Origin of the sequence: Pseudomonas sp. NPDC090592 (genome assembly GCF_044769185.1) — a bacterium.
In the GTDB taxonomy this organism is placed as follows: Bacteria; Pseudomonadota; Gammaproteobacteria; order Pseudomonadales; family Pseudomonadaceae; genus Aquipseudomonas.
Window position 1 is genome coordinate 24,532 of the sequence record NZ_JBIVXJ010000043.1, and the last position, 21,171, is coordinate 45,702.

The window sequence follows — 21,171 nt, forward strand, 5'->3', positions numbered from 1 at the left end:
GGGCCGCATACGAACAGGGAGTTGATCGTGTCCAGACCGTTCAGTGAAGTGAAGATATTGGTAGTCGATGACCAAGCAGTCATCGTCGAGCAACTGTGTGAATTTCTCGAATCCCAGGGTTACCACGCCCTGCCGGCCCATTCCACCGACGAAGCCATTGCGCGCTACCTGGCCGACGAGGCCATCGGCCTGATCATCTGCGACCTGCACATGCCCGAACGCGATGGTATCGAACTGGTCCGCGCACTTAAGGAAGTCCCTGGGCAACGCATGTTCGAAGCCATCATGCTGACGGGCCGTGCGGACAAGCAGGATGTGATCCGCGCCCTGCGTGAGGGCTTTGCCGATTACTACCAGAAGCCCATGAACCTCGAGGAACTGCTGGAGGGCGTGCGCCGTCAGGAAGAAGCCCTGCAGGAGCGCCAGCGAAACTTCCGCGACCTGGGCGGGCTGAACCAGCGTTTGCAGGAGCTGGCCGAGTCGGTGGACGAACTGTACCAGGACCTGGAGAAGGCCCGCGGTCAAGGTACTCACCGGCGTGCCACCGATGTGGAAGAGAGCGAGAGCGAGAGCGAGCTTCCCGCGGCGTTCGAGAAGCTGTCGCCACGGCAGCTGGAAGTGGCGCGGCTGGTGAGCAAGGGCAAGACCAATTACCAGATTGCCTGTGAACTGGGCATTACCGAAAATACCGTCAAGTTGTATGTGTCGCAGGTGTTGCGTTTGACCCACATGCACAACCGTACCCAGCTGGCCTTGGCGCTGACGCCCAGCTCGTCGCCGGTGCATCTGAGGTTTACTACCCATTGAATTGAGGGGGGGCTTCGAGATCTTGGGGCTGCTGTGCAGCCCATCGCGACACAAGGCCGCTCCTACAGGTACCGCGCAACCCTCAGGATAACGGTGGACCTGTGGGAGCGGCCTTGTGTCGCGAAAGGGGCGCGCAGCGCCCCCCTTACAGTTGAAAACCCAACATCAGGGTCAGCCGGGGGCCACGGTCCATGCTATCCAACGCTACATCCGCCAAAGGCTTCGCCAGCTCCAGCGCAACGTTGAACATGCGCCCATCCCCCAGCCGTACACCCATTGCCACTGAAGCCAAATGGGCATCGTCCACCGGCCCCCGGTTATGCCAGGCCTGCGCCATATCCACTGCCGCATACGGCTGCATCAGCGCCAGCCCGTAGCCTCGCAAGCTGTAGTTCAGCTCATAAGCCACGCCCCACCCCTTGTCCCCATCCGCCTGGTCTCGCGGATAACCACGCCCGAAGCTCTGCCCGCCAAAATCCACCCGTTCGTTGTCGGGTAGCCGGTCATCACTCCAGTACAGCGCGCCCGAAACCACGCCCTGCAAACCTACTGACAGCTGGTCACTTTGCAGCCCCGACAACCTGAACCGCAGAAAGTCCATGTCGTAGTCGGCATCGCTGCGTGCGCCCAGGTAATCCAGCCCTTGATAGACCCCGGCACTGACAATGCGCAGGCGCCCTGCCTGCACTTTGCGCCAGTCGCCTTCAAATGACAGTGCACGCACAGCGGTGTCGTAGTCCGCTGACAAAGGCTGCCGCTCTTCGACGTGTTCACTGACCGCATACAGGTGCCCTTGCACGGCCAGCCATTCATCCGGCCTGACAATCACCGGCTGAAGCAAGCCCACCGCATAGCGCTGGCTGTCGCGCTCACGGGTGATATCGCGGCCATCGTCCAGGCGAATGCGCGTGCCTGGCTCACTGCGGTAGCGCGAAGCCGACAGCAGCAGTTGGCTGCCGGCAGCGTCCAGGTACTGGCTGTAGTCCAGCCGCTGGTAATGCACCTGGTCATCACCCGGGGGCAGCAACAGGCTGGCCTTGAACTGCTCGGCAAAGCGGGTCTGGGCATTGCTGGTGGCCGTCAGCAGCGCCTGCGCATCGTCACGGTTGGAATCCGCCGCGGTAACCGCAGCGCTGAACGGCTTGCGCCACGCATGCAAGGTCAGGTGGGCTGCACCGTCAGCGGTTTGCGCCATCGCCAGCTCAGCCTCTGTCGACACGCCCGGCAGGTGTTCGGCGAGCCCCAGGTAGCGCTCCAGCGTTTCACGGGTCAGCGGACGCTCGGCTTGCAGCCGCGCCAGCAACTGATGCAGGTAGTCGCTGGCCGGGCCGATATCGCCTTGCACGCGATAATCCCGGATGTACCCTTCGACCAGCACCACGTTGACCCGGCCCTCGGTCACATCCTGAGGTGGCAGGTAGGCGTAGCACAGCAGGTAACCTTCCTGCCGGTAGCGCTGGGTCAGGCGCTGGGTGTACTGCTGCAACTCGCCCAACGTGGTCTTGCGCCCGATCAGTGGCTGATAGTGCTCGCGCAGGTCGCTCAAGGGGAACACCGTGCCACCCTCGAAGCGCACTTTATGCACGACCATGGGGGTATCCGCAGGCGCCCAGTCGAGGCTGCTGCCATCCGGCCCGACCCGCGTCAGGCTGGGGCTGACGGGGCGGTAGTGGTTGATCGGCAGGTTGGCCTCGGGCAAGCGGCGTTCGTACTCTTGGCTGTCGAGAAAACCCGGCAACCGCTCGGCTTGGGCCGCAAGCGCCCAAGGCAGCAATAACAGGGGCACGGCCACAAGACGCATAGGGCGCTCCATGTTCCCTTGGTTCGCGGGGCGCCAGCCGGTCACTCCCGTTACGTGCAAGCGTAGGTGCTGGCCCGACTGCCGTCGAACGCCTACTCGCTGACCTGGAACGCCACCCGCGCCGTCTCGCCGCTTTCATCCAGCGCACTGAGCTCGGCTTGCCCGGCCTGCGGCAACCGCACCAGCAGGCTGCCCTGCCCTTGGGTTTCGCCCAAAGGCTGGCCGTTGAGGAACCACCAGCGCCGCCCGCCACCGCCCAAGGCCGACACATAGAGCTGCAACGGCTCGCTGCTGGTAGCCGGGCGACGCAGGTTGTCGCCAGGGCGTACGCCAACGATCGACAGCGGCGGCGCGCTGGCAGGCACCTGCGGTGGGCAAGACGGGTCAATCGCCGGCAGGCGCACGGCACGCTGCTCCACGCGGGGCAGCCAAGGTTCCAGCGGGGCCGGCCATAAAGCGATGTCGCGGGTTATGGCGCCTGGGCAGCTGCCATCCACACGCAGCCCCTGTTCGTTGACCCACACACGTTCGCGCAGGCCCAGGCCCAGCGGCTGGTCAGCGGCTTGCAGGGTTGGCGGCGTAGTGCCGTCCAGGGTCCAGGCAAAACGCTGACGCCGGCAGTTGGGGTCCTGCTTGCTCATCGGCTGGCCCAGCGGCCAGCAGATCGCGGCCACACCCACATTCGCCGGGACACGCGCCACCGGCACGCTGATGCCGCGCTGGCTATCGCGGTTGCTCAGCAGGTCGTGTACCTGCAGCATCAAAGGCGCCGCCGAGGCCAGGCCGAACTGGCCGGGGACCGGTGTGCCATCGGGGCGGCCGATCCACACGCCAATCAGGTAGCGCGGGCCCACGCCAATCGACAAGGCATCGCGAAAGCCATAGCTGGTGCCGGTCTTCCAGGCCAGTTGCGGGCGTTGCACCAGCTCTGCATGCGGGTCACGGTCGGGGCGCGCCTGGCCACTGAGAATGCGCCGGATGATCCACGCTGCGCCCGGCGACAGCAGACGACGTTCGAGCAGCGGGTCCTGCGGTTGCAAGCGCACCTGCGCACTGTTGCCACCCCGCGCCAACGCCGCGTAGCCACCCACCAGATCTTCCAGACGGCTACCGGCGCCGCCCAGTATCAACGACAGGTTGGGCTCGGCCAAGGGCGGCAAAGCCAGTGGTATGCCCGCCATGCGCAGTTGCGCCGCAAAGCGTTTCGGGCCATAGGCCTCGAGCAGCTGCACGGCTGGCAGGTTGAGTGACAGGGCCAGCGCCGAGCTGGCCGACACCGGTCCACTGAAACCCATGGAGAAGTTGCCAGGGCGGTAATCGCCGTAGCGCCGCGGCACATCCTGCAGCAACGATTCGGAATGGATCAGGCCATCGTCCAACGCCATGCCGTAGAGGAACGGCTTGAGGGTGGAGCCTGGCGAACGTAGCGAGCGCACCATGTCGACATGCCCGAAGCGGCGTTCATCGGCCAGATCGATCGAGCCCAGGTAGGCACGCACCGCCATGGTCTGCGCCTCGACCACCAGGATGGCGGCCGACGTGCGCTCCGGCAGCCGCGCGCGCCAGCCCAGCAACAAGTCTTCCAGGCGCCGCTGCAGTGCGGCATCCAGCGTGGTGCGGATCAGCGGTGGGCTGTCGGCACTGTTCAGCCGGCGGGCCAACAAGGGCGCGAGGGCGGGCTCCTGACGAGGTGCCAGCACCAGCGGCTCCTCGGCAGCCTCACGGATTTGCTGTGCAGGCCACACCTGGTATTCGGCCAGGCGTTGCAGCACTTTGTCGCGGGCACGCTGGGCACGCTCGGGGTGGCGATCCGGGCGCAGCCGGCTGGGGGCCTGTGGCAGCACCGCCAGCAGCGCGGCTTCGGCCGGGGTCAGGTGCAGGGGCGACTTGCCCAAGTACGCCCAGCTGGCTGCCGCCACACCCTGCAAAGTGCCGCCGAAGGGCGCGCGGTCCAGGTAGATCTGCAGGATTTCACGCTTGGACAAATGCCATTCCAGCTGCGCCGTCCGCCACAACTGGCGCAATTTGCCGGGCAAGGTGCGGTCGTGTGGGTCGAGCAGCCGTGCCACCTGCATCGACAACGTGCTGCCACCCGACACCACGCGCCCACCCCGCAGGTTCAGCCAGGCAGCACGGGCCAGGGCGAAGGGGTTGACCCCGGGGTGACGGTAGAACCAGCGGTCCTCATAGGTCAGCAGTGCCTGCAGGTACAACGGCGAAATTTCGTCGGGGCTGACCGGGTAACGCCATACGCCCTCGGCATCGGCGAAACGCCACAACGGCGTACCGTCTTCGGCCAGCACCACCCGGGCCAGGTCGTCACCCGGCAGGGGCAGCGGCCAGATTCGGTCGGCCAGCCACAGCAGCCCGAACAGCAACAGCACGCCAATTGCCGTAGCGCGCAACCACTTGCCCGCACGCGTGCGCGGCCGCGCTAAGCTTGGCATCGGGAACCGACCTGGCCAGGTGATGGCCAAAGACTTGGGAACGGCAACCTCGCCGAATTGTTCATCAGGAAGCAACTATGCATGTAGAAGGTTTTTTCGAGTGGCTGGGCCAGGCACTGGGGTCGTTGATCCGCTTCATCGTCGACGCATTGAGCGGGTTGTTCAACCTGCTGGCCAACGCCGGCGGAAATTTCATCGACGGCCTGGCGCGCACGTTGGGCATGGACACCTCGCTGCTCAGCATCCTGGCCCTGATCATCGGCCTGATGCTGCTGTACTCGGCCATCCGCGCGTTCATGCGGGCCTCGATCATCCTCGGGATCATCTGGCTGGTGCTGGGGTTGTGGGTGATGAGCTGGGTGATTCACTGAATTTCGCAGCAGCCTTGCGCGGTCGGGTGTAGGAGCGGCCTTGTGTCGCGATCGGGCCGCAAAGCGGCCCCAGATTTTCAGCTGCGCCGCTTGAATTGCTGGGGCCGCTGCGCGGCCCGATCGCGACACAAGGCCGCTCCTACATCAGACCGCGGCGCTTTAGCGGGCTTTTACGGTCATCTCCCCTTGCCCATCCCCCACGGCCTGCAGGTTCGGCCGGTACATCGACTCAACCTGCGGCGGCGGCACGCGGTAGGTGCCCGGGGTCACTGCCCGTGCCAGGTACAACAAATGCGTGGTGCCGTAGCCGTCGAGCTTGAGCGCGGCAACATAACGGTCATCACGGTATTCCTGATGCACCACGCTGGCGTTCTGCATCGATTCGCGCCACTCCTTCACCGCACTGCTGGCGTTGTCCAGGCTGGCAGCACTCTGCGCCAGGTTCTGGTTTTCCAGCTCCAGGCCTGCCGGCAGCAAGTCCACCACCAGCGCATCCGGCACACGGTCTTCGGCCTTGAGCGCCAGGTGCACCAGCACCAGGTCGCCACTGCGCAGGTTGTGCAGGTCCAGCGGCTGGCCATTCATGCCCAGGTACTCTCGGCGAATCTGCATACCGTTGCCGCCGGCAGCAGGTGCCTGGCGAGGGTAACCGGACAAGGTCAGCTGCTGGTACAGCGTGTCGCTGCCTTCGTTCTGCACACTCAGCGGCGAGGCCAGTAGCGGCCCTTCCAGCTTCATGCCGGCCTCGGCATTGTTGAACTCGCGCACCTCGCCTGCACTGTCCAGGCGTGCCTGCCACTTGCCTTCCGGCTTGCCCAGCAGCCCACGGCCGGCAAGGAACAGCGCGTTGCGCTCCTGGGTCGACAGCCAGCGGTTGGCTGCCAGTTCGTCCGACAAGGCGAACAGACGCTGGTCGACCTGGCTGCTGGCCAGGTTGCTTTCCTGCAACAGTGCCAGGATCAGCGCCTGGTCACGCAGGGCGCTGCCGTAGTCAGCCATCCAGCCTTTGCCACGGCTGATGCCCAGGCCGGCCTGCAAGGCCTGTTCGGCACGCGGCTTGTCGCCCATCTTGTCCAGCGCCACCGCCAGTTGCACCAACGGCAGGCCAGAGCGAGCATCGGCGCGGCGCTCGAACAGCCCACGCAAGGCACCCAATGGCGCCTGCTGGCTGCGCGACAGCACCAGCGCCGCGTAGGCCTGCACGGCAAAGCGGGTGTGGTCGGCGTTTTCGCTGTAATCCACTTCGATCAGGTTGCGCTCCTGCAGGTAGCGCAGCAGGCGCTCGCTGGCCTTCTTCAGCGCTTCGGCCGGTACGCCATAACCCTGGTCTCGGGCACGCTGCAGGAAGTCGGTGACATAGGCGGTCAGCCAGTACTCTTCTTCGCTGTCCGAGCTCCACAGGCCAAAGCTGCCGTTGTAGCGCTGCATGCCCAGCAGGTGCTCGATGCCCATTTCTATCTTGCGCTTGCGCACGTCTGCCGGTTCACCCTTGATACCCAGGCGCTTGAGGCTGTCGGCATCGGCGTACAGCGAGGGGTACAAACCGCTGGTGGTCTGCTCAAGGCAACCGTAGGGGTAGGCTTGCAGGGCGCGAATCTGCTCGGCCAGGTTCAGCGGTGGCCGGCTCGACAACGCCAGGCTGGCTTCCAGCCCCGCAGGCTCGAAGGCCGCCAGGTCTGCTTCGGGCAGTGTCCATGGCTGGTCTTTCAGGGCCACGCGGTAGTGCTTGAGCATCGCCGGGTAGGCAGGGCGCACACCCAACGTCCACTCCCGCTCGAACGCGGTGGTCGGCTCGTCTGGCAGTTGCAGGCCCGTGACCCGCACATGCACCTTGCCTTGCCCCAAGCCGCCCTGGGCCTGCACCGGGATCATCAGCGTCGAGCGCTGGCCTTCGGCCAGGGCTACGTTCTGCACGGCACTGGCCGCGACGCTCAATTGCCCATCGGTGGTGACTTCAACGTTCAGTTGCTGAGCGCGGCCCGACAGGTTGGCCAGGTCCAGCGCCAGGCTGGTGCGGTCGCCGCCGGCCAGGAAGCGCGGCGCCGACAGTTCGGCAATCAGCGGTGCGGCAACCACGGTCTTGCCTTCGGCCATGCCGAAGTGTTCTTCGGTCCAGGCCTGGGCCATCAGCCGCAGCTCGCCGTTGAAGTCCGGGATATCGACCGTAGCTTCGCCCTCACCCTTGTCGTCCAGGGTTACCGGCAGGCTCTGCTGGGCGACGATGGTCACCGTGGTATTGGGGCGCTTGCCCCCCTTGGCCATGGCCGCGTCACCACCAAACGCCAGGCTGGCCAGGCGGCCCTGCCCGGCTTCGATCAGTTGGCCATAGATGTCCAGTTGGTCGGCGCCATAGGCCTTGCGACCGAACAGGCTGGCGAACGGGTCGGGGGTTTTGAAATCGGTGATGTTGAGGATGCCCACGTCAACTGCCGACAACAGCACATGCACTTGCCTGGGCACGCTGCCATCGGCATTGGCGGCCTTCACCTTCACGGTCAGCGGCTGTTTCGGGCGCATCTTGTCCGGTGCCTGCAGGCTCACCGCCAGCTTGCGCTCAGCACGGTCCAGCGGCAGGTGCAGTACGCCGACCGAACGCTTGGGCGTGGCGTTGGCCTTGCGCTCACCCGGGCGAATCACCAGCGCGCTGATGTACAGGTCGTGGCGGGCCCAGGCTTTATCCAGTTGCACATCAAACGTCTTGCCTTCGGCAGGCACGTCGATTTCCTGCCACCACAGCGGGCCATCGCTGGACTCAACCATCAAGTAGCCGCTACCTGCAGCAGGCGCAGTGACGGTGACCTTGGCGGTAGCGCCGTCGGCGTAGGACGGTTTGTCCAGTGCCAGCTTGACCTGGTCCGGGCGCACGGCGCCGCCTTCGGCGTTGTCCTGGGCGCGGTAGCCGGCCCAGAAGCGTTCACTGGACACCAGGCCAGTCTGCGGGTCCTCTACCTCGACGCGGTACGGGCCCCACTCCACCTGGAAGCTCAGTTTGGCGGTGGAACCCGCCTTGACGCTGACCGTCTCTTCGCTCTGGGTGAGGAACTTCTCGTTGTAGGCGTAGCTCCACCCGTCGCTTTGCGAGTAGTTCCAGTAGTAGTCGCGGCGCTCACGGATCAATCGCACCTTGAGATCGTTGGCCGCCAGCTTGTTGCCATCACGGTCGGCCACCAAAAACTCGAATTCCACCGGCCCGTCACTGTCGGTTTCCTCACCATCGAACAGGCCACGCAGGCCCGGCAAGCGTTCGGCAGGCCAGATCGGCTGTTCCAGGCGGCGGGTGATCGGCCGGCCGCCAGACTCCTGCAAGCTGGCCTGCACGGTCAGTTGCAGCGGGGAGCGGGCTTCGGCCCAGCGGCTTTCGATATCGACCACGGCCTTACCGGCCTGGTCGAGGGTGACTTCGTCCAGCTCCAGGTCCTGGTTCAGTTCGGTTTCGGTAACCGAGCCAAATTGGTAGCCGGGTAGCGCAGGCACCGCCTCGCGCAGGGGGCGCACATAGGCCTGGCCACTCAGGCGATTACCGGCAGCCGGGGCGCCATACAGGTAACGGCCATTGACCTGAATGCGCGCATCCTCATCGGGTGACAGCGGCGTGCTGCTGCCCTTCAACTCCAGCGCCAGGCGCTCGGGCAGGAAGTCTTCGACGAGGAATTCATAAACCTGTTTGCGCCCGCCGCCCAAGTCGAGCAGCAGTTGCCAACGGCCGGTCGGGGCTTCGGTGGCCAGCTGCAATTGGTACTGGTACAGGCCATTGCTATCGGCTTCCCAGACGAACTTGCGGCTTACCTGCTCATCCGGGCGGCGCACTTCCACGCTCACCGGCTGGGCTTTGACGGGTTTGCCGTCCTGGTCGCGCAGCAGGCCGTTGAGCAGCACGGTTTCGCCCGGGCGATACAGGTCGCGCGGGCCGAAGATGAAGAATTGCAGCGGGTTGGCCTGGGGCCCGGTGATGTCGAACTCCGCGAGGTCGAGCGCAGCGGTGTTCAAGCGCAGCAGGGTGGTGTGCACACCTTGGGTGGCGATCAGGGTATCGGCCTTGGGCGTGATCGGCAGTTGGGCGTGGCCTTTGCCGTCGGTGGTGGCCTGGGCCAGCAACTTGCCCTTCTCGTCATGGATTTCCAGGTTGACGCCATTCATCGCCTTGCCGCCTTCCAGGGCTTGGGCGAACACGTCGAGGCGGTCGCGGTAACGGTGCGCCGACACGCCAATGTCACTGAGGGTGAACAGGGTCGCTGGCTGCGAGTAATCGTAGGTGCCCGAGGCACGCATCACGGCCAGGTACACACCAGGGTCCTGCAGTGGCTTGATGCCAGCAATGGGCAGCAACACGGTCTCGCGCGTGTTGCGGGCGGGGTTGAGGTCGAAGCGGCCGCTGTAGACCAGTTCGGCCATGTCCAGGGTTTCCTTGGACTGGTAGTAGTACAGGCTGCTGTTGCGTCCCCAGCTGGCCAGGAAGGTCGAGAGCATTTCCGGCTTCACCCGGAAGAACTCGACATCGACCTTGTCGACGTTCAGGGCAATCACCGGCAGGCCTTCGGCCAGGCGGGTGGGCAGCAGCGAACCGCGGCTGGCGAAGCCGATGGTCGGCTGCATGTCGCGGGTTTCCAGGCGGGTGATCGACTCGCTGTCGAGCTGCTTGCCGTTGACCGCCAGCAGGCCTTTGTCGACGGTAAGCACCAGCTTGCGCTGCGGCTCCAGGTGGCGCAGGCGCAGCTCCATCTGGTTGTCGGAGAGCTCCCAGGCGCCGTCGAGCTTGCCTTTGACGGTATCGACCAGGTGCACCTTGGTGGCGAAATCCTGCTTGGCATCCAGCGGTGCAGAGAAGCTGATCGACAGCGTGGCTGCGCCGTCGAGTTGCACTTCCGAAACGTCCAGCACCGTAAGCTCGCGGCCCTCGTAGCGCTTGGCAAGCACGGCCGGGTCTTCGCGCTTGGGCGCAGGGGCTTCAGCGGCCGCGGTGGCAACAGGTTTCTCGGCCGGCACCGGTTTTTCCGGCGTGGAAGAGTCACAGGCACTGAGCAAGGCCAGCGCGCAGGCCAGCAACAATCCTTTGTTGAACATGGAGTAGGAACTCTTTGGCAGCGGGTACTTGAGGGCAGCAACTATAGCTCAACGTCAGGTGCAGCACCCGGGCGTTGCGCGGCAAGTGAGACCATGGTCGCGCGAATTGGTTGCCTGGCCGTTACACTGTGGCATTCGTTAAAGGGGGCCGCTGTGCGCCCCTTCGCGGGCCTGCCCGCTCCCACAGGTTTGGCGCCGGCCGCAAGAGCAACACTTTCCTGTGGGAGCGGGCAAGCCCGCGAAGGGCCGCATAGCGGCCCCAAGTCTCATGGAATGCAAATGCCCCAACTCTCTGCCGACTGGCGTCATCGCCCCACCCACCACAAGGTCTGGGCGCTGGCCGCGCCGATGATCCTGTCCAACATCTCCGTTCCCCTGGTGGCGCTGGTGGACAGCACCGTCATCGGCCACCTCCCCCACGCCCACCAACTGGGCGCTGTGGCCGTGGGCGCCACACTATTCACCTTCATGGTCGGCCTGATGGGCTTCCTGCGCATGGGCTCCACCGGCTTTGCCGCCCAGGCTGCCGGTCGCGGCGACGGCGCAGCGTTACGCCAGGTGCTGGTGCAAGGGCTGCTGCTGGCGGTCGGTTTTGCCCTGCTGATCGGCCTGCTGGCCCTGCCGTTCAGCCAGCTTGCACTGCATGCGATGCAACCTAGCGCCGCCCTGCAGCAATCCACCGAAGAATTCTTCCATACCCGCCTGCTCGGCCTCCCGGCGGCGTTGGCCAGCTATGCCCTGGTGGGGTGGTTCCTTGGCACACAGAACGCCCGGGCGCCGCTGGCGATCCTGCTGACCACCAACTTGCTGAACATCGCCTTGAACCTGTGGTTCGTGCTGGGCCTGGACTGGGGCGTGCTCGGTTCGGCGCGGGCGTCGGTAATCGCCGAATGGAGTGCCGCCCTGCTCGGCCTGGCCCTGACCCGCCCGGCGCTGCGGGCTTACCCAGGGCAGATCGTGTGGGCAGCGCTCAAGCGCTGGCAGGCCTGGCGCCCGCTGCTGTCGGTCAACCGCGACATCTTCCTGCGCAGCCTGGCGCTGCAACTGGTGTTTCTGCTGATCACCGTGCAAGGCGCGCGCCTGGGCGAAGCCACCGTGGCGGCCAACGCCCTGCTGCTCAATGGCCTGCTGCTGACCGCCTATGCGTTGGATGGCCTGGCGCATGCCGTAGAGGCCTTGTGCGGCCACGCCATCGGCGCCCGAGACCGAGATACCCTGCGCCGTTCGCTGGTGGTGGCCTGTGGCTGGTCGCTGATCACCAGCGTGGGATTCGCCGGGTTGTTCCTGCTGGGTGGGCACTTGTTCATCGACTTGCAGACCGACATCGACAGTGTGCGGGCGGCGGCTTATCCGTACTTGCCGTATCTGGCGTTGCTACCGTTGATTGCAGTGTGGAGTTACTTGCTGGACGGGTTGTTCATTGGTGCGACGCGGGCACGAGAGATGCGCAATGCGATGCTGCTTTCGGTGTTGATTGCGCTGCCGGTGGCGGTGGCCATGAGCGGGTTGGGCAACCATGGGTTGTGGTTGGCCTTCCTGGGGTTCATGGGCTTGCGGGCGGTGACATTGGGGTGGGTGGGGTGGCGGTTGCAGCAGAGCGGTGCATGGATTCGGTAATGCCGGGTACCGCGGGTGGATCTGGCATCGCGACCCCCTGTAGGAGCGGCCTTGTGTCGCGAAATGAGGGCGAAGCCCTCACCGCGTCATACCCGGTAATGATCAGCCCACGCCACCTCAGGTCACGACACCTATCCTGCGAATGTAATGTTCAAAGGAAGTCGACATGGATCGTCAAGGCAATCACCGCTTGCGCCAAGGGCGCTATTCAGAGCCAGGCAGGCTCTACCTGCTAACCACCATTACCCGCCAGCGCCTGCCTCTGTTCCAGAACCTCTGGTTTGCACGCGCGGCCATCCATCAAATGCGTCTGAGTGATCAGGAAGGCAGTTGCCGCTCATTGGCTTGGGTTCTGATGCCAGACCACCTGCATTGGTTGATCGAACTGGGGCCAACGAGCCTGGACAGACTCATGTGCGCCTTCAAGTCACGAAGCAGCTGTGCGCTTTACCGTAAAGGTGCCGAGCGTGAGCACATCTGGCAGCCTGGTTTTTATGACCGGGCGTTGCGCAAGGACGAGGATGTCAGGGTTGCTGCCCGCTATATCATCGCCAACCCCATTCGGGCTGGCCTGGTGCGGCGGGCTGGTGAGTATCCCCATTGGGATTGTGTGTGGGTGTGAGAACGAAGGTGAGGGCTGCGCCCTCAGATCGCGACACAAGGCCGCTCCTACAAGGGATCGCGTATGGCAGATAGTACGCGATTACCTGTAGGGGCGGCCCCGGCGATCACGACGACAAGTACGAAGACCGGGTCAACCCAAGCCGCAATGCGTCCAGATACTGGGTGCGCTCGCGCGCGGTGATCTTGGCGCTGGCCACCTTGTCGCGGTAGTGGGTCATCAACTCCTCCGGCGACAGGTGCACGTAGCGCAGCATGTCTTCGATGGTGTCGTGGGTTTCGATACCGGCGTGGTACACGCTGCCATCGGCGTTCTGGTAGATGTTCACCGAGTCGGTGTCACCGAACAGGTTGTGCATGTCGCCAAGGATTTCCTGATAGGCACCAACCAGGAACACGCCCAACAGGTAATCCTCGCCTTCCTTCACCGCATGCACCGGCATGCTGGTCTCGATGCTCTGCTCGTCGACGTACTGGTTGATCTTGCCGTCAGAGTCGCAGGTCAGGTCCTGCAGTACCGCACGACGCATCGGTTCTTCGTCCAGGCGGTGCAGCGGGATGATCGGCAGTACCTGGCCGATGGCCCAGGTGTCCGGCAGGCTCTGGAACACCGAGAAGTTGCAGATGTACTTGTCGGCCAGCTTGTCGTTCAGTTCGTCCAGCACCTGGCGGTGCGAGCGCTGGCGAGCTTTGAGCGAGTTGTGCAGGCGGCGGCACACGGCAAAGTAGCACTGCTCGGCCAGGGCTTTCTCGCCCAGGCTGATCTTGCCATCGGCATACTGCGCGGCCACATCACCCATGTAGTGGGTGGCGCGCCAGTATGTCTCGGTGACCATCTCGATGTCGGTCGGGCCCAGCAGGTCGACCAGCCACTGCACGGTCTCGGGCAGCGCTTCCTTGTTTTCAATGGTCGGCACGTCGTCGTTGTGCTTCTCAACGTCGGTGACCTGGATCACCAGCATGGCGTGGTGCGCGGTCAGCGAGCGGCCGCTTTCGGAGAAAATGTGCGGGTGCGGCAGGCCCTGCGCGTCGCAGAACTCCTTGAGCATGCCCACCACCACGCCGGCATAGTCGTCCATGTCGTAGTTGATGGAACTGGCATTGCGCGAGTGGGTACCGTCGTAGTCGACACCCAGGCCACCGCCCACGTCGATGTGGTCGACCGGCAGGCCCAGTGCACGCAACTCGCCGTAGTAACGGATGGCTTCCTTGAAACCATGCTGGTAATCAGCCAGGTTGGCGATCTGCGACCCCATGTGGAAGTGCAGCAGGCGGATGCCCTGATCCAGGCCGGCATCGCGGAAGCGCTGCACCACCGAGATCAACTGGGCAGCGGACAAGCCGAACTTGGACTTCTCGCCACCGGTATCGGCCCACTTGCTGGAGGCCAACGACGACAGGCGCACGCGCAGGCCAACCTGCGGCTTCACCTTGAGTTCGGCGGCCTCTTCGATCACCAGGGCCACTTCCGACTCTTTCTCGATGACGATGAACACGTTGTGGCCCAGCTTCTGGCCCATCAATGCCAGGCGGATGAACTCACGGTCCTTGTAGCCGTTGCAGACAATGGTGCCGCCCTTTGGCGCCAGCGCCAGCACCGCCAGCAGCTCTGGCTTGGAGCCGGCTTCCAGGCCAATGGAGACGTTTTGCGTGGCGATGATGTTTTCCACCACGGCTTCTTGCTGGTTGACCTTGATCGGGTACAGCGCGGTGTACTGGCTCTGGTACTCCAGGCGCGCGATATTGGCGTCGAAAGCGCCGGTCAGCTGGCGTACGCGGTCCTGCAGAATGTCGGGGAAGCGGACCAGCAATGGCAGCGACAGGCCGCTCTGGCGCAGTTCGTCCACCTGTTCAAACAGGTCGATCGGTGCGCTGTCGGGGCCGTTTGGGCGCACTTCGACGCGCCCGGCTTCATTGATGGCGAAATAACCAGCGCCCCAATGGCGGATGCCATAAACACTGCGGCTGTCGGCCACGGTCCATTGGCTACCATCGTCTTTGCGTGTGCGTCGTACGGACATTGAAGTCCCCTATAGATAAGTCGAAAACACTGCCCCGCGGACAGCGGAGCGAGTGTAAAAGCTGAAAATGACGATTCATCCGTGCTCAGGCATAGACCCTGGCCACGGGAACGAGTTTAGAAAGCGCTGGGCGAAAAATCGCGTGGTGGCCTCAGCCGCCGGACTTTTTCGCCTTGAAACCCTGTTTGGTCAGCTCGCCGATCAACAGCTCGACATGGTCGCCCTGGATCTCGATAACCCCATCTTTCAGGGCGCCGCCGGTGCCACAACGGCGCTTGAGGGCGGCCGCCAGGTCCTTGAGCTGGTCGGGCGGCAGCGGCACGCCGCTGACGGTGGTCACGGTCTTGCCGCCACGGCCTTTGCTCTCACGGCGCACACGGGCAATGCCGTCGCCTTCGGGGATGATTTGCTGCTTGCAGATGCAGGCATCCACCGGCTGACCACAGTCGGGGCAGTGCCGACCGGCATCGGTGGAGTACACGAGACCGCCAAGGGCGGAAAAGGAAGAAGCTTTCTTGGCCACTTTTGTTCCTCTGTGCTGAGGACAAAAACTGGTCGTGCCTTGGGGTTGAGGCCGACCGCGAAGCCCCACTCTGGCAGGGGCGGCGCTACTGCCGCAAAATCCTGCGACAGCCCGAAAAGGGCGCGCAGTTTAACGATAAATGGGGCGGTTGCTAAGTACCGGATTGCGGCATTTTGCGAATGTTTTGCGACTATCCGGGAACTGGGGCTGCTTTGCAGCCCTATCGCGACGCAAGGCCGCTCCCACAGGGTCCTGCATACACCGATCAATGTGGGAGCGGCCTTGCGTCGCGAAAGGACCGCAAAGCGGTCCCCTGCGTCATCCCAGGCTAGCTTTATAGCGCTGCAACGCCGCCAACGAGTCCGGGCAATAGGGTTTTGTCAGGCTTTCCTTTTCAGCCTGCTCCAGCCCTATGAACCGAGCCTCAATCACCTCTTCCGGCTGCAACCGCAGCGGCGCATCCGACACTGCCGAATACACCCCACACCACAAGCGGTTATCCGGCTGGTCAAAGTAGAACCGCTCATGAAAGCGCAACTCGACGCCTTCAATGCCCAATTCCTCGGCCAGCTCACGCGCCGCCGACTCGGCATAACCTTCCCCGGCCGTGACCATGCCACCCGCCGCCACATCCCAGTACCCCGGGTACAGCGCCTTGCTCAAGGTTCGCCGGTGCACACACAACTCACCGGCGCTGTTGAACAGCAGGATGAACGTACAACGCCCGATCAACCCGCGCTCGCGCAGTTCGGCGCGGGGCAATGCCCCCAGCACCTGGTCGGCCTCGTCCACCCAGCTGACCAGTTCGCGGTCGGAAGCCGCCCGGTGGGCGGCCTCGTTTGGGCCGATAGCCATGATCAACCCTGCGACAGCAGCTGACGCAGGTCGATGACCGCAGCGTTGGCTCGGGAAATGTAGTTGGCCATGACCAGCGAGTGGTTGGCCCACATGCCAAAGCCACTGCCATTGAGCACCATCGGGCTCCACAGCGGCTCTTGCGAGGCCTCCAGCTCACGGATGATCTGGCGCACGCTGACCGTGGCGTTCTTCTTCGCCAGCACGTCGGCAAAGTCCACCTCGATGGCGCGCAGCAGGTGCGACAGCGCCCAGGCCTGGCCACGGGCTTCGTAGAACACGTTGTCGATCTGCAGCCATGGGGTTTCCACCAGCTCTTCATCCACCTGCGGCGCCTGGCCGGCAACCACCGACTCGGTCTTCAGCGTGGAGTTCAGCTTGACCCGCCCAACACTGGCCGACAGGCGCTGCGACAGCGAGCCCAGGCGGGTGGCAACATCACCCAGCCAGTTGTTGAGGTTGTCGGCACGGGTGTAGAAGATCGCGCCCTTGTCGCCAGCGGCCAGACGGGTCTGGTAGCGGCTCAGCGACTTGATGCCCTCTTCGAACTCCGACTCGCTCGATGGCAGGATCCAGCTCTTGTTGTCGAAGTTGAAGCGCGGCTCGGCCTTGGCCAGGTCGGCGTCTTCGGTGGACTGCGACTGCGAACGGGCGAAGTCCTTGCGCAGGGCACGGGACAGGTCGCGCACCTGCACCAGCACGCCGTACTCCCAGCTCGGCATGTTGTCCATCCACAGCCCAGGCGGGAAGCGGTCGTTGGAAATGTAGCCGCCTGGCTTGTTCAGCAAGGTACCGGCCACGGTCTTGAGGGTTTCGATGGTGGTGTAGCCCACCACCATCTGCTGGCCACCGCGCTCAGCGGCAGCCTGGGCATTCTGCTGCACCGGGAACAGCGCAGGCTCCTGGCTCCAGTACCAGCCCAGGCCGATGCACACCAGCAGGTACAACCCGATCAGGGTCCCCAGGGCGCGGCTCCACAGGCCGCCAAGGTAGCTACGGGCAGCAGCGCCGCGGCCATCGACACGCTCGCGGGGCTCGGCTTTGGCCTCGCGGTTTTTCCAGTCCAGCATGGCTTTGTCCTTAATCAGTCACGACGGTTCAGGGGCTTTGACCACAGGCCTGCGCCAGGGTGCCACGGCAAGCCCGCGTGGCAGCACTATAAAGCAGACACTACCGTACGCATAAGCGACCATTCAGTCAGTAACTGAATATTGGTTCTGCCCGCTTTGTTGATGCAGGGCACTCACGCCTGTGAAAAGAGCTGCTAGCATAGAGCCATCATTGCCCCTGCATATCCCAACCTATAAGTAGCCAGGACATGAGCCAAGCAGTCGAGCCGAGCCCGCAGTGCCCCGCCCAGCAGGCGACGCGTAGCGGCCTGCGCAAGGATGACCCGCTCGACCAGGTGCTGCTGCCGCCCCTGCGTAAACCGGTGTACATCCTGCTGCAGGACTACGGGCGTGCCCAGCGCCTGGCCCAGCAACTGGAATTCTTCGGCCTGGTGGTGCAAGCCCTGCCTAGCGCTGCGGCGTTCTGCGCCTCGATCAGCGAATACCCGCCTTCGGCCATCGTCATGGACGTCGACTTCACCGGTGCCGGCCAAGGCCTGCGGCTGGCCGCTCAGGTGCAGTTAGGGCTGGCGCAAGCTATTCCGCTGCTGTTCTTCAGCCACCATGATGCCGACACCCCAACCCGCCTGGCCGCCGTGCGTGCCGGTGGCCAGGACTTCCTCACCGGCAGCCTGGAGGCTTCCAGCCTGCTGGAAAAGGTCGAACTGCTGACCAACGCCACTGCGCAAGACCCGCTACGCGTGCTGATCATCGACGACTCGCGCACCCAGGCCCTGCATACCGAGCGTGTGCTGGCCAGCGCCGGCATGCTCACCCGCAGCCTGACCGACCCGATCCGCACCATGGCCGAGCTTGCCGACTTCCAGCCCGACCTGATCATCCTCGACCTGTACATGCCAGCCTGCACCGGCCCGGAACTGGCCAAGGTCATCCGCCACAGCGACCGCTATGTGAGCGTGCCGATCATCTACCTGTCTGCCGAGGACGACCTGGACAAGCAGCTGGATGCCATGAGCGAAGGCGGGGATGACTTCCTGACCAAGCCGTTTCGCTCACGCCACCTGATCACCACCGTGCGCAACCGCGCCGCACGCGCTCGCCACCTCAAGGCGCGCATGGTACGCGACAGCCTGACCGGGCTGTACAACCACACACATATCCTGCAACTGCTGGAAGACTGCAGCTTCCGCGCCCGCCGTGAGCAGCAGCCGTTGAGCTTTGCCATGCTCGACATCGACCACTTCAAGAAGATCAACGACCGCCACGGCCACCCCATGGGCGACCGGGTCATCAAGAGCCTGGCGCTGTTCCTCAAGCAACGCTTGCGCAAGACCGATTTTATCGGCCGCTATGGTGGTGAGGAGTTCGCCATTGTCATGCCCAACACGGCACTGGATGCGGCGCACAAGGTACTGGACGAGATTCGCCGGCGTTTTGCCGAGATTCTTTACCCGGCGCAGCCGCGGGATTTGCAGTGCACCTTCAGTGCCGGGGTGGTGCAGCTGGATGAGGGGCTGGATGCGCTGACCATGGCCAGTGCAGCGGACGAGGCGCTGTACCGGGCCAAGCATGCGGGGCGTAATTGCGTGGTGCGTGTTGAACCCTGATACGGCGTTAACTGTGCTGGCCCCTTCGCGGGCTCGCCCGCTCCCACAGGGATAACACAAACCTCAGGTTGTCGCTGTACCTGTGGGAGCGGGCGAGCCCGCGAAGAGGCCGGCACAGCTCCTCACCAATACAGGCACTGTGCCACTTTTTTCTGGCGCCAACCCGTCGGCGTCATCACCCGGTCACAAAATCGCAATAACTTCAGGCGCCTACCTCTCCCCTGCGCAGGAAGTTCGCAGCTATGCGCCTGAAGTGGCTGACCAATTTCAACACCCTGTTGCTGGTGACCGTGTGCCTCGCCCTGGGCGCCACCTTATGGTGGTCGCAGCGGGCACTGGAGCGCCCCTACCAGATGATGGAGCACTACCTGGGCCTGTCCCAGCAGTTCCAGAACCAGGCAGCACGCAATATCCAGGCTTACCTCGGCAGCGGTGACGCACTTCGCCATGCAACAGCCATGGAGGGCAACCAGCAATTGCAGGCCGCCCTGGCCGATTGGCCCGTTGAGCTGGCCGACAAACTGCGCCCCAGCCTGGACAGCCTGCAAGCGTTTACCGCCAATGAACTGCTGGCAGCCGGCAAACTGGCCGGCGATCCACAAGCCCTGCTGTTGCAGGCCGAGCGGGAGCTGGGGGCCAACTTCGAGCAACTGGCTGGCTACGCCCGCGACAGCGGTAGCGCCGATGCCAACCGTTACCTGTTGCCATTGCTCGACGCCACTGTGCACCTGAGCCGCCTTTCGCTGGCCCGGGACAAGCTGGTCAGCAGCGGCCGCCCGGAACTGGCCGACGAGGTGGAACGCGAACTGCAACTGATCCGCACCCAGGCCCAGGCCATCGACGCGTTGCCCTTGCTTGGCGTAACCCGCGCCGCCGAGTCCGGTGCAGACGACTTCGCCGCGATGATGGGCCTTGAAACCCAGGCCAATGCCCAGCAAGAGGACATCGCGGTTGGCCTCAAACGTGAACTGCAAAGCCTGCTAAGCCGCTACCCGGCTGAATTGCAGCGCACCCGCGAACAGATCGAACGCCGCGGCGCCCTGGCCGCCAGCACCAATCAACGCCTGGAGGCCGTGCAGCTAGCCATCGCAGCGTTGGAGCCCGAAGTACGTGGCCAGCATGCAAAAATTGCCGCCGAAGTGCGCATCATCCAGGGTTTGATGATTGGTTTGATCCTGCTGATCGCCTTGTTGATCGACACCCTGCAGCGGCGCCTGACGCGCACCCTCACCGGCCTGGCACCAGCCTTGTCGCGCTGGGCCGAGGGTGACTTCGCCCAGCCAATCGACCTGGGCAAGACCAACCGCGAACTGCACGACATCCAGGAGTCGCTCAACCGCCTGCGCCAGTACCTGGTGGAACTGGTCGGCACCATCCGCCACAACGCCGAGCAGGTGGCCGGCAGCAGCCATGCCCTGGCCGGCATGAGCGCCGCCCTGCACGACGGCGCCGAACGCCAGGCGGGCGATACCGGGCAGATCCGCGATGCCCTGGGCGAACTTGAAGCGACCATCCAGCAAGTGGCAGGTGATGCCAGCGCCGCCGCCGATGCCAGCCGCGATGCCGGGCGTGCGGTGGAACAGGGCCAGGCGGTGATCGGCCAAAGCTTGTCGGGCTTGCGTGAGCTGGTTGACGAAGTGCAAGGCAACGCCCGCATGATCGAACAACTGGCGGAAGAGTCGGCGACCATTGGCGGGGTGCTGACAGTGATCCGCTCGATTGCCGAGCAGACCAACCTGCTGGCGCTCAACGCCGCAATCGAGGCGGCCCGTGCGGGCGAGATGGGCCGGGGGTTTGCCGTGGTGGCCGATGAGGTGCGTTCGCTGGCGCAACGCACCACGGGGGCTACTGGCGAGATTCAGGCGCTGATCGACCGCTTGCAGCAGGCGGCCAGAAGCTCGGTGACCGGAATGCGAGCGCAGCTTGAACATGCCGAAGCCACCGCCAGCCAGGCCCAGGCGGCGGATGGGGCGCTGGACGAGATTGTCAGCGCCATTCGCACCATTTCCGATACGGCGGTGCGGATTGCCGACGTCACGGCGCAGCAGAGTGGCGCGGTGAGTGAAATCCGCGACCACAGCGAGCGGATTCATGAGCTGGGCGAAGACAACCTGCTGCGCATTGGCGAGGGGCGTGAGCAAGGGGAGCAGTTGTTGAACCTGGGTGGCGAGCTGAACCGCGCGGTGGGGGCGTTCAGGGTATGAGCCGCAGATGTTCGCCATGACATCTTTGTTGCCTGGAAGATCGAGCGCCGCCCGCGCGGCGCTTCGCGGGACAAGCCCGCTCCCACATTTGTTGCAACGTGCCAAGCCTGACAGGCCATGGCTGCCCGCCTTGTTGCCCTGACTGGATTTCTCGACTGGCGCATCC

13 protein-coding genes are annotated in these 21,171 nt (G+C 64.3%); 6 read left to right on the top strand and 7 right to left on the bottom strand.

Annotation, left to right across the window (positions count from 1 at the left end; all coding sequences use genetic code 11):
- The first annotated feature begins 27 nt into the window (after positions 1–27).
- The gene (locus ACIQUI_RS26530) at positions 28–807 is read left to right on the top strand and encodes a response regulator (protein WP_403203712.1); all 780 of its coding nucleotides are present in this window, start codon (positions 28–30) and stop codon (positions 805–807) included.
- A gap of 145 nt (positions 808–952) precedes the next feature.
- On the opposite strand, the gene ACIQUI_RS26535 is transcribed toward ACIQUI_RS26530, so the two are convergent.
- Together ACIQUI_RS26535 and pbpC are read right to left on the bottom strand one after the other, a co-directional pair.
- Positions 953–2,608 (bottom strand): ShlB/FhaC/HecB family hemolysin secretion/activation protein, encoded by a 1,656-nt coding sequence (locus ACIQUI_RS26535; protein WP_403203714.1) that lies wholly within the window; start codon positions 2,606–2,608, stop codon positions 953–955.
- Between the two features lie 92 nt (positions 2,609–2,700).
- Positions 2,701–5,055, bottom strand: a complete 2,355-nt coding sequence (pbpC, locus tag ACIQUI_RS26540) for a peptidoglycan glycosyltransferase PbpC (protein WP_403203716.1) — start codon at positions 5,053–5,055, stop codon at positions 2,701–2,703.
- A gap of 77 nt (positions 5,056–5,132) precedes the next feature.
- On the opposite strand from pbpC, the gene ACIQUI_RS26545 reads away from it, so the two are divergent.
- Positions 5,133–5,426: a hypothetical protein gene (locus tag ACIQUI_RS26545; RefSeq protein ID WP_012270337.1), complete on the top strand. Its 294-nt coding sequence runs from the start codon at positions 5,133–5,135 to the stop codon at positions 5,424–5,426.
- Positions 5,427–5,585: 159 nt separating this feature from the next.
- Here ACIQUI_RS26545 and ACIQUI_RS26550 read toward each other — a convergent pair whose 3' ends face one another.
- The gene (locus tag ACIQUI_RS26550) at positions 5,586–10,487 is read right to left on the bottom strand and encodes an alpha-2-macroglobulin family protein (RefSeq protein WP_403203719.1); all 4,902 of its coding nucleotides are present in this window, start codon (positions 10,485–10,487) and stop codon (positions 5,586–5,588) included.
- 279 nt (positions 10,488–10,766) lie between these two features.
- On the opposite strand from ACIQUI_RS26550, the gene ACIQUI_RS26555 reads away from it, so the two are divergent.
- Positions 10,767–12,104, top strand: a complete 1,338-nt coding sequence (locus ACIQUI_RS26555; RefSeq protein ID WP_403203721.1) for an MATE family efflux transporter — start codon at positions 10,767–10,769, stop codon at positions 12,102–12,104.
- Between the two features lie 166 nt (positions 12,105–12,270).
- Positions 12,271–12,726 (top strand): REP-associated tyrosine transposase, encoded by a 456-nt coding sequence (locus ACIQUI_RS26560; protein WP_403203723.1) that lies wholly within the window; start codon positions 12,271–12,273, stop codon positions 12,724–12,726.
- A 106-nt stretch (positions 12,727–12,832) separates the two neighbouring features.
- On the opposite strand, the gene speA is transcribed toward ACIQUI_RS26560, so the two are convergent.
- The 4 genes from speA to ACIQUI_RS26580 all read right to left on the bottom strand — a co-directional run bounded on the left by speA (position 12,833) and on the right by ACIQUI_RS26580 (position 17,194).
- On the bottom strand, positions 12,833–14,746 hold the full coding sequence (speA, locus tag ACIQUI_RS26565; RefSeq protein ID WP_403203725.1) for an arginine decarboxylase: 1,914 nt from the start codon (positions 14,744–14,746) through the stop codon (positions 12,833–12,835).
- Positions 14,747–14,897: 151 nt separating this feature from the next.
- Positions 14,898–15,269, bottom strand: coding sequence for a translation initiation factor Sui1 (locus ACIQUI_RS26570; RefSeq protein WP_391130893.1), 372 nt, complete (start codon positions 15,267–15,269; stop codon positions 14,898–14,900).
- Between the two features lie 318 nt (positions 15,270–15,587).
- Positions 15,588–16,124 carry an NUDIX hydrolase gene (locus tag ACIQUI_RS26575; RefSeq protein WP_403203727.1) on the bottom strand — a complete coding sequence of 179 codons (537 nt, stop codon included), beginning with the start codon at positions 16,122–16,124 and terminating at the stop codon, positions 15,588–15,590.
- A gap of 2 nt (positions 16,125–16,126) precedes the next feature.
- The gene (locus ACIQUI_RS26580; protein ID WP_391130898.1) at positions 16,127–17,194 is read right to left on the bottom strand and encodes a DUF2333 family protein; all 1,068 of its coding nucleotides are present in this window, start codon (positions 17,192–17,194) and stop codon (positions 16,127–16,129) included.
- A 248-nt stretch (positions 17,195–17,442) separates the two neighbouring features.
- Between ACIQUI_RS26580 and ACIQUI_RS26585 the strand changes: the two genes are divergently transcribed.
- On the top strand, positions 17,443–18,801 hold the full coding sequence (locus tag ACIQUI_RS26585; protein WP_403203730.1) for a diguanylate cyclase: 1,359 nt from the start codon (positions 17,443–17,445) through the stop codon (positions 18,799–18,801).
- A gap of 1,424 nt (positions 18,802–20,225) precedes the next feature.
- Entirely contained in the window at positions 20,226–21,005 is a 780-nt protein-coding gene (locus ACIQUI_RS26590) for a methyl-accepting chemotaxis protein (protein ID WP_403203733.1), read from the top strand.
- The last annotated feature ends 166 nt before the right edge of the window (positions 21,006–21,171 follow it).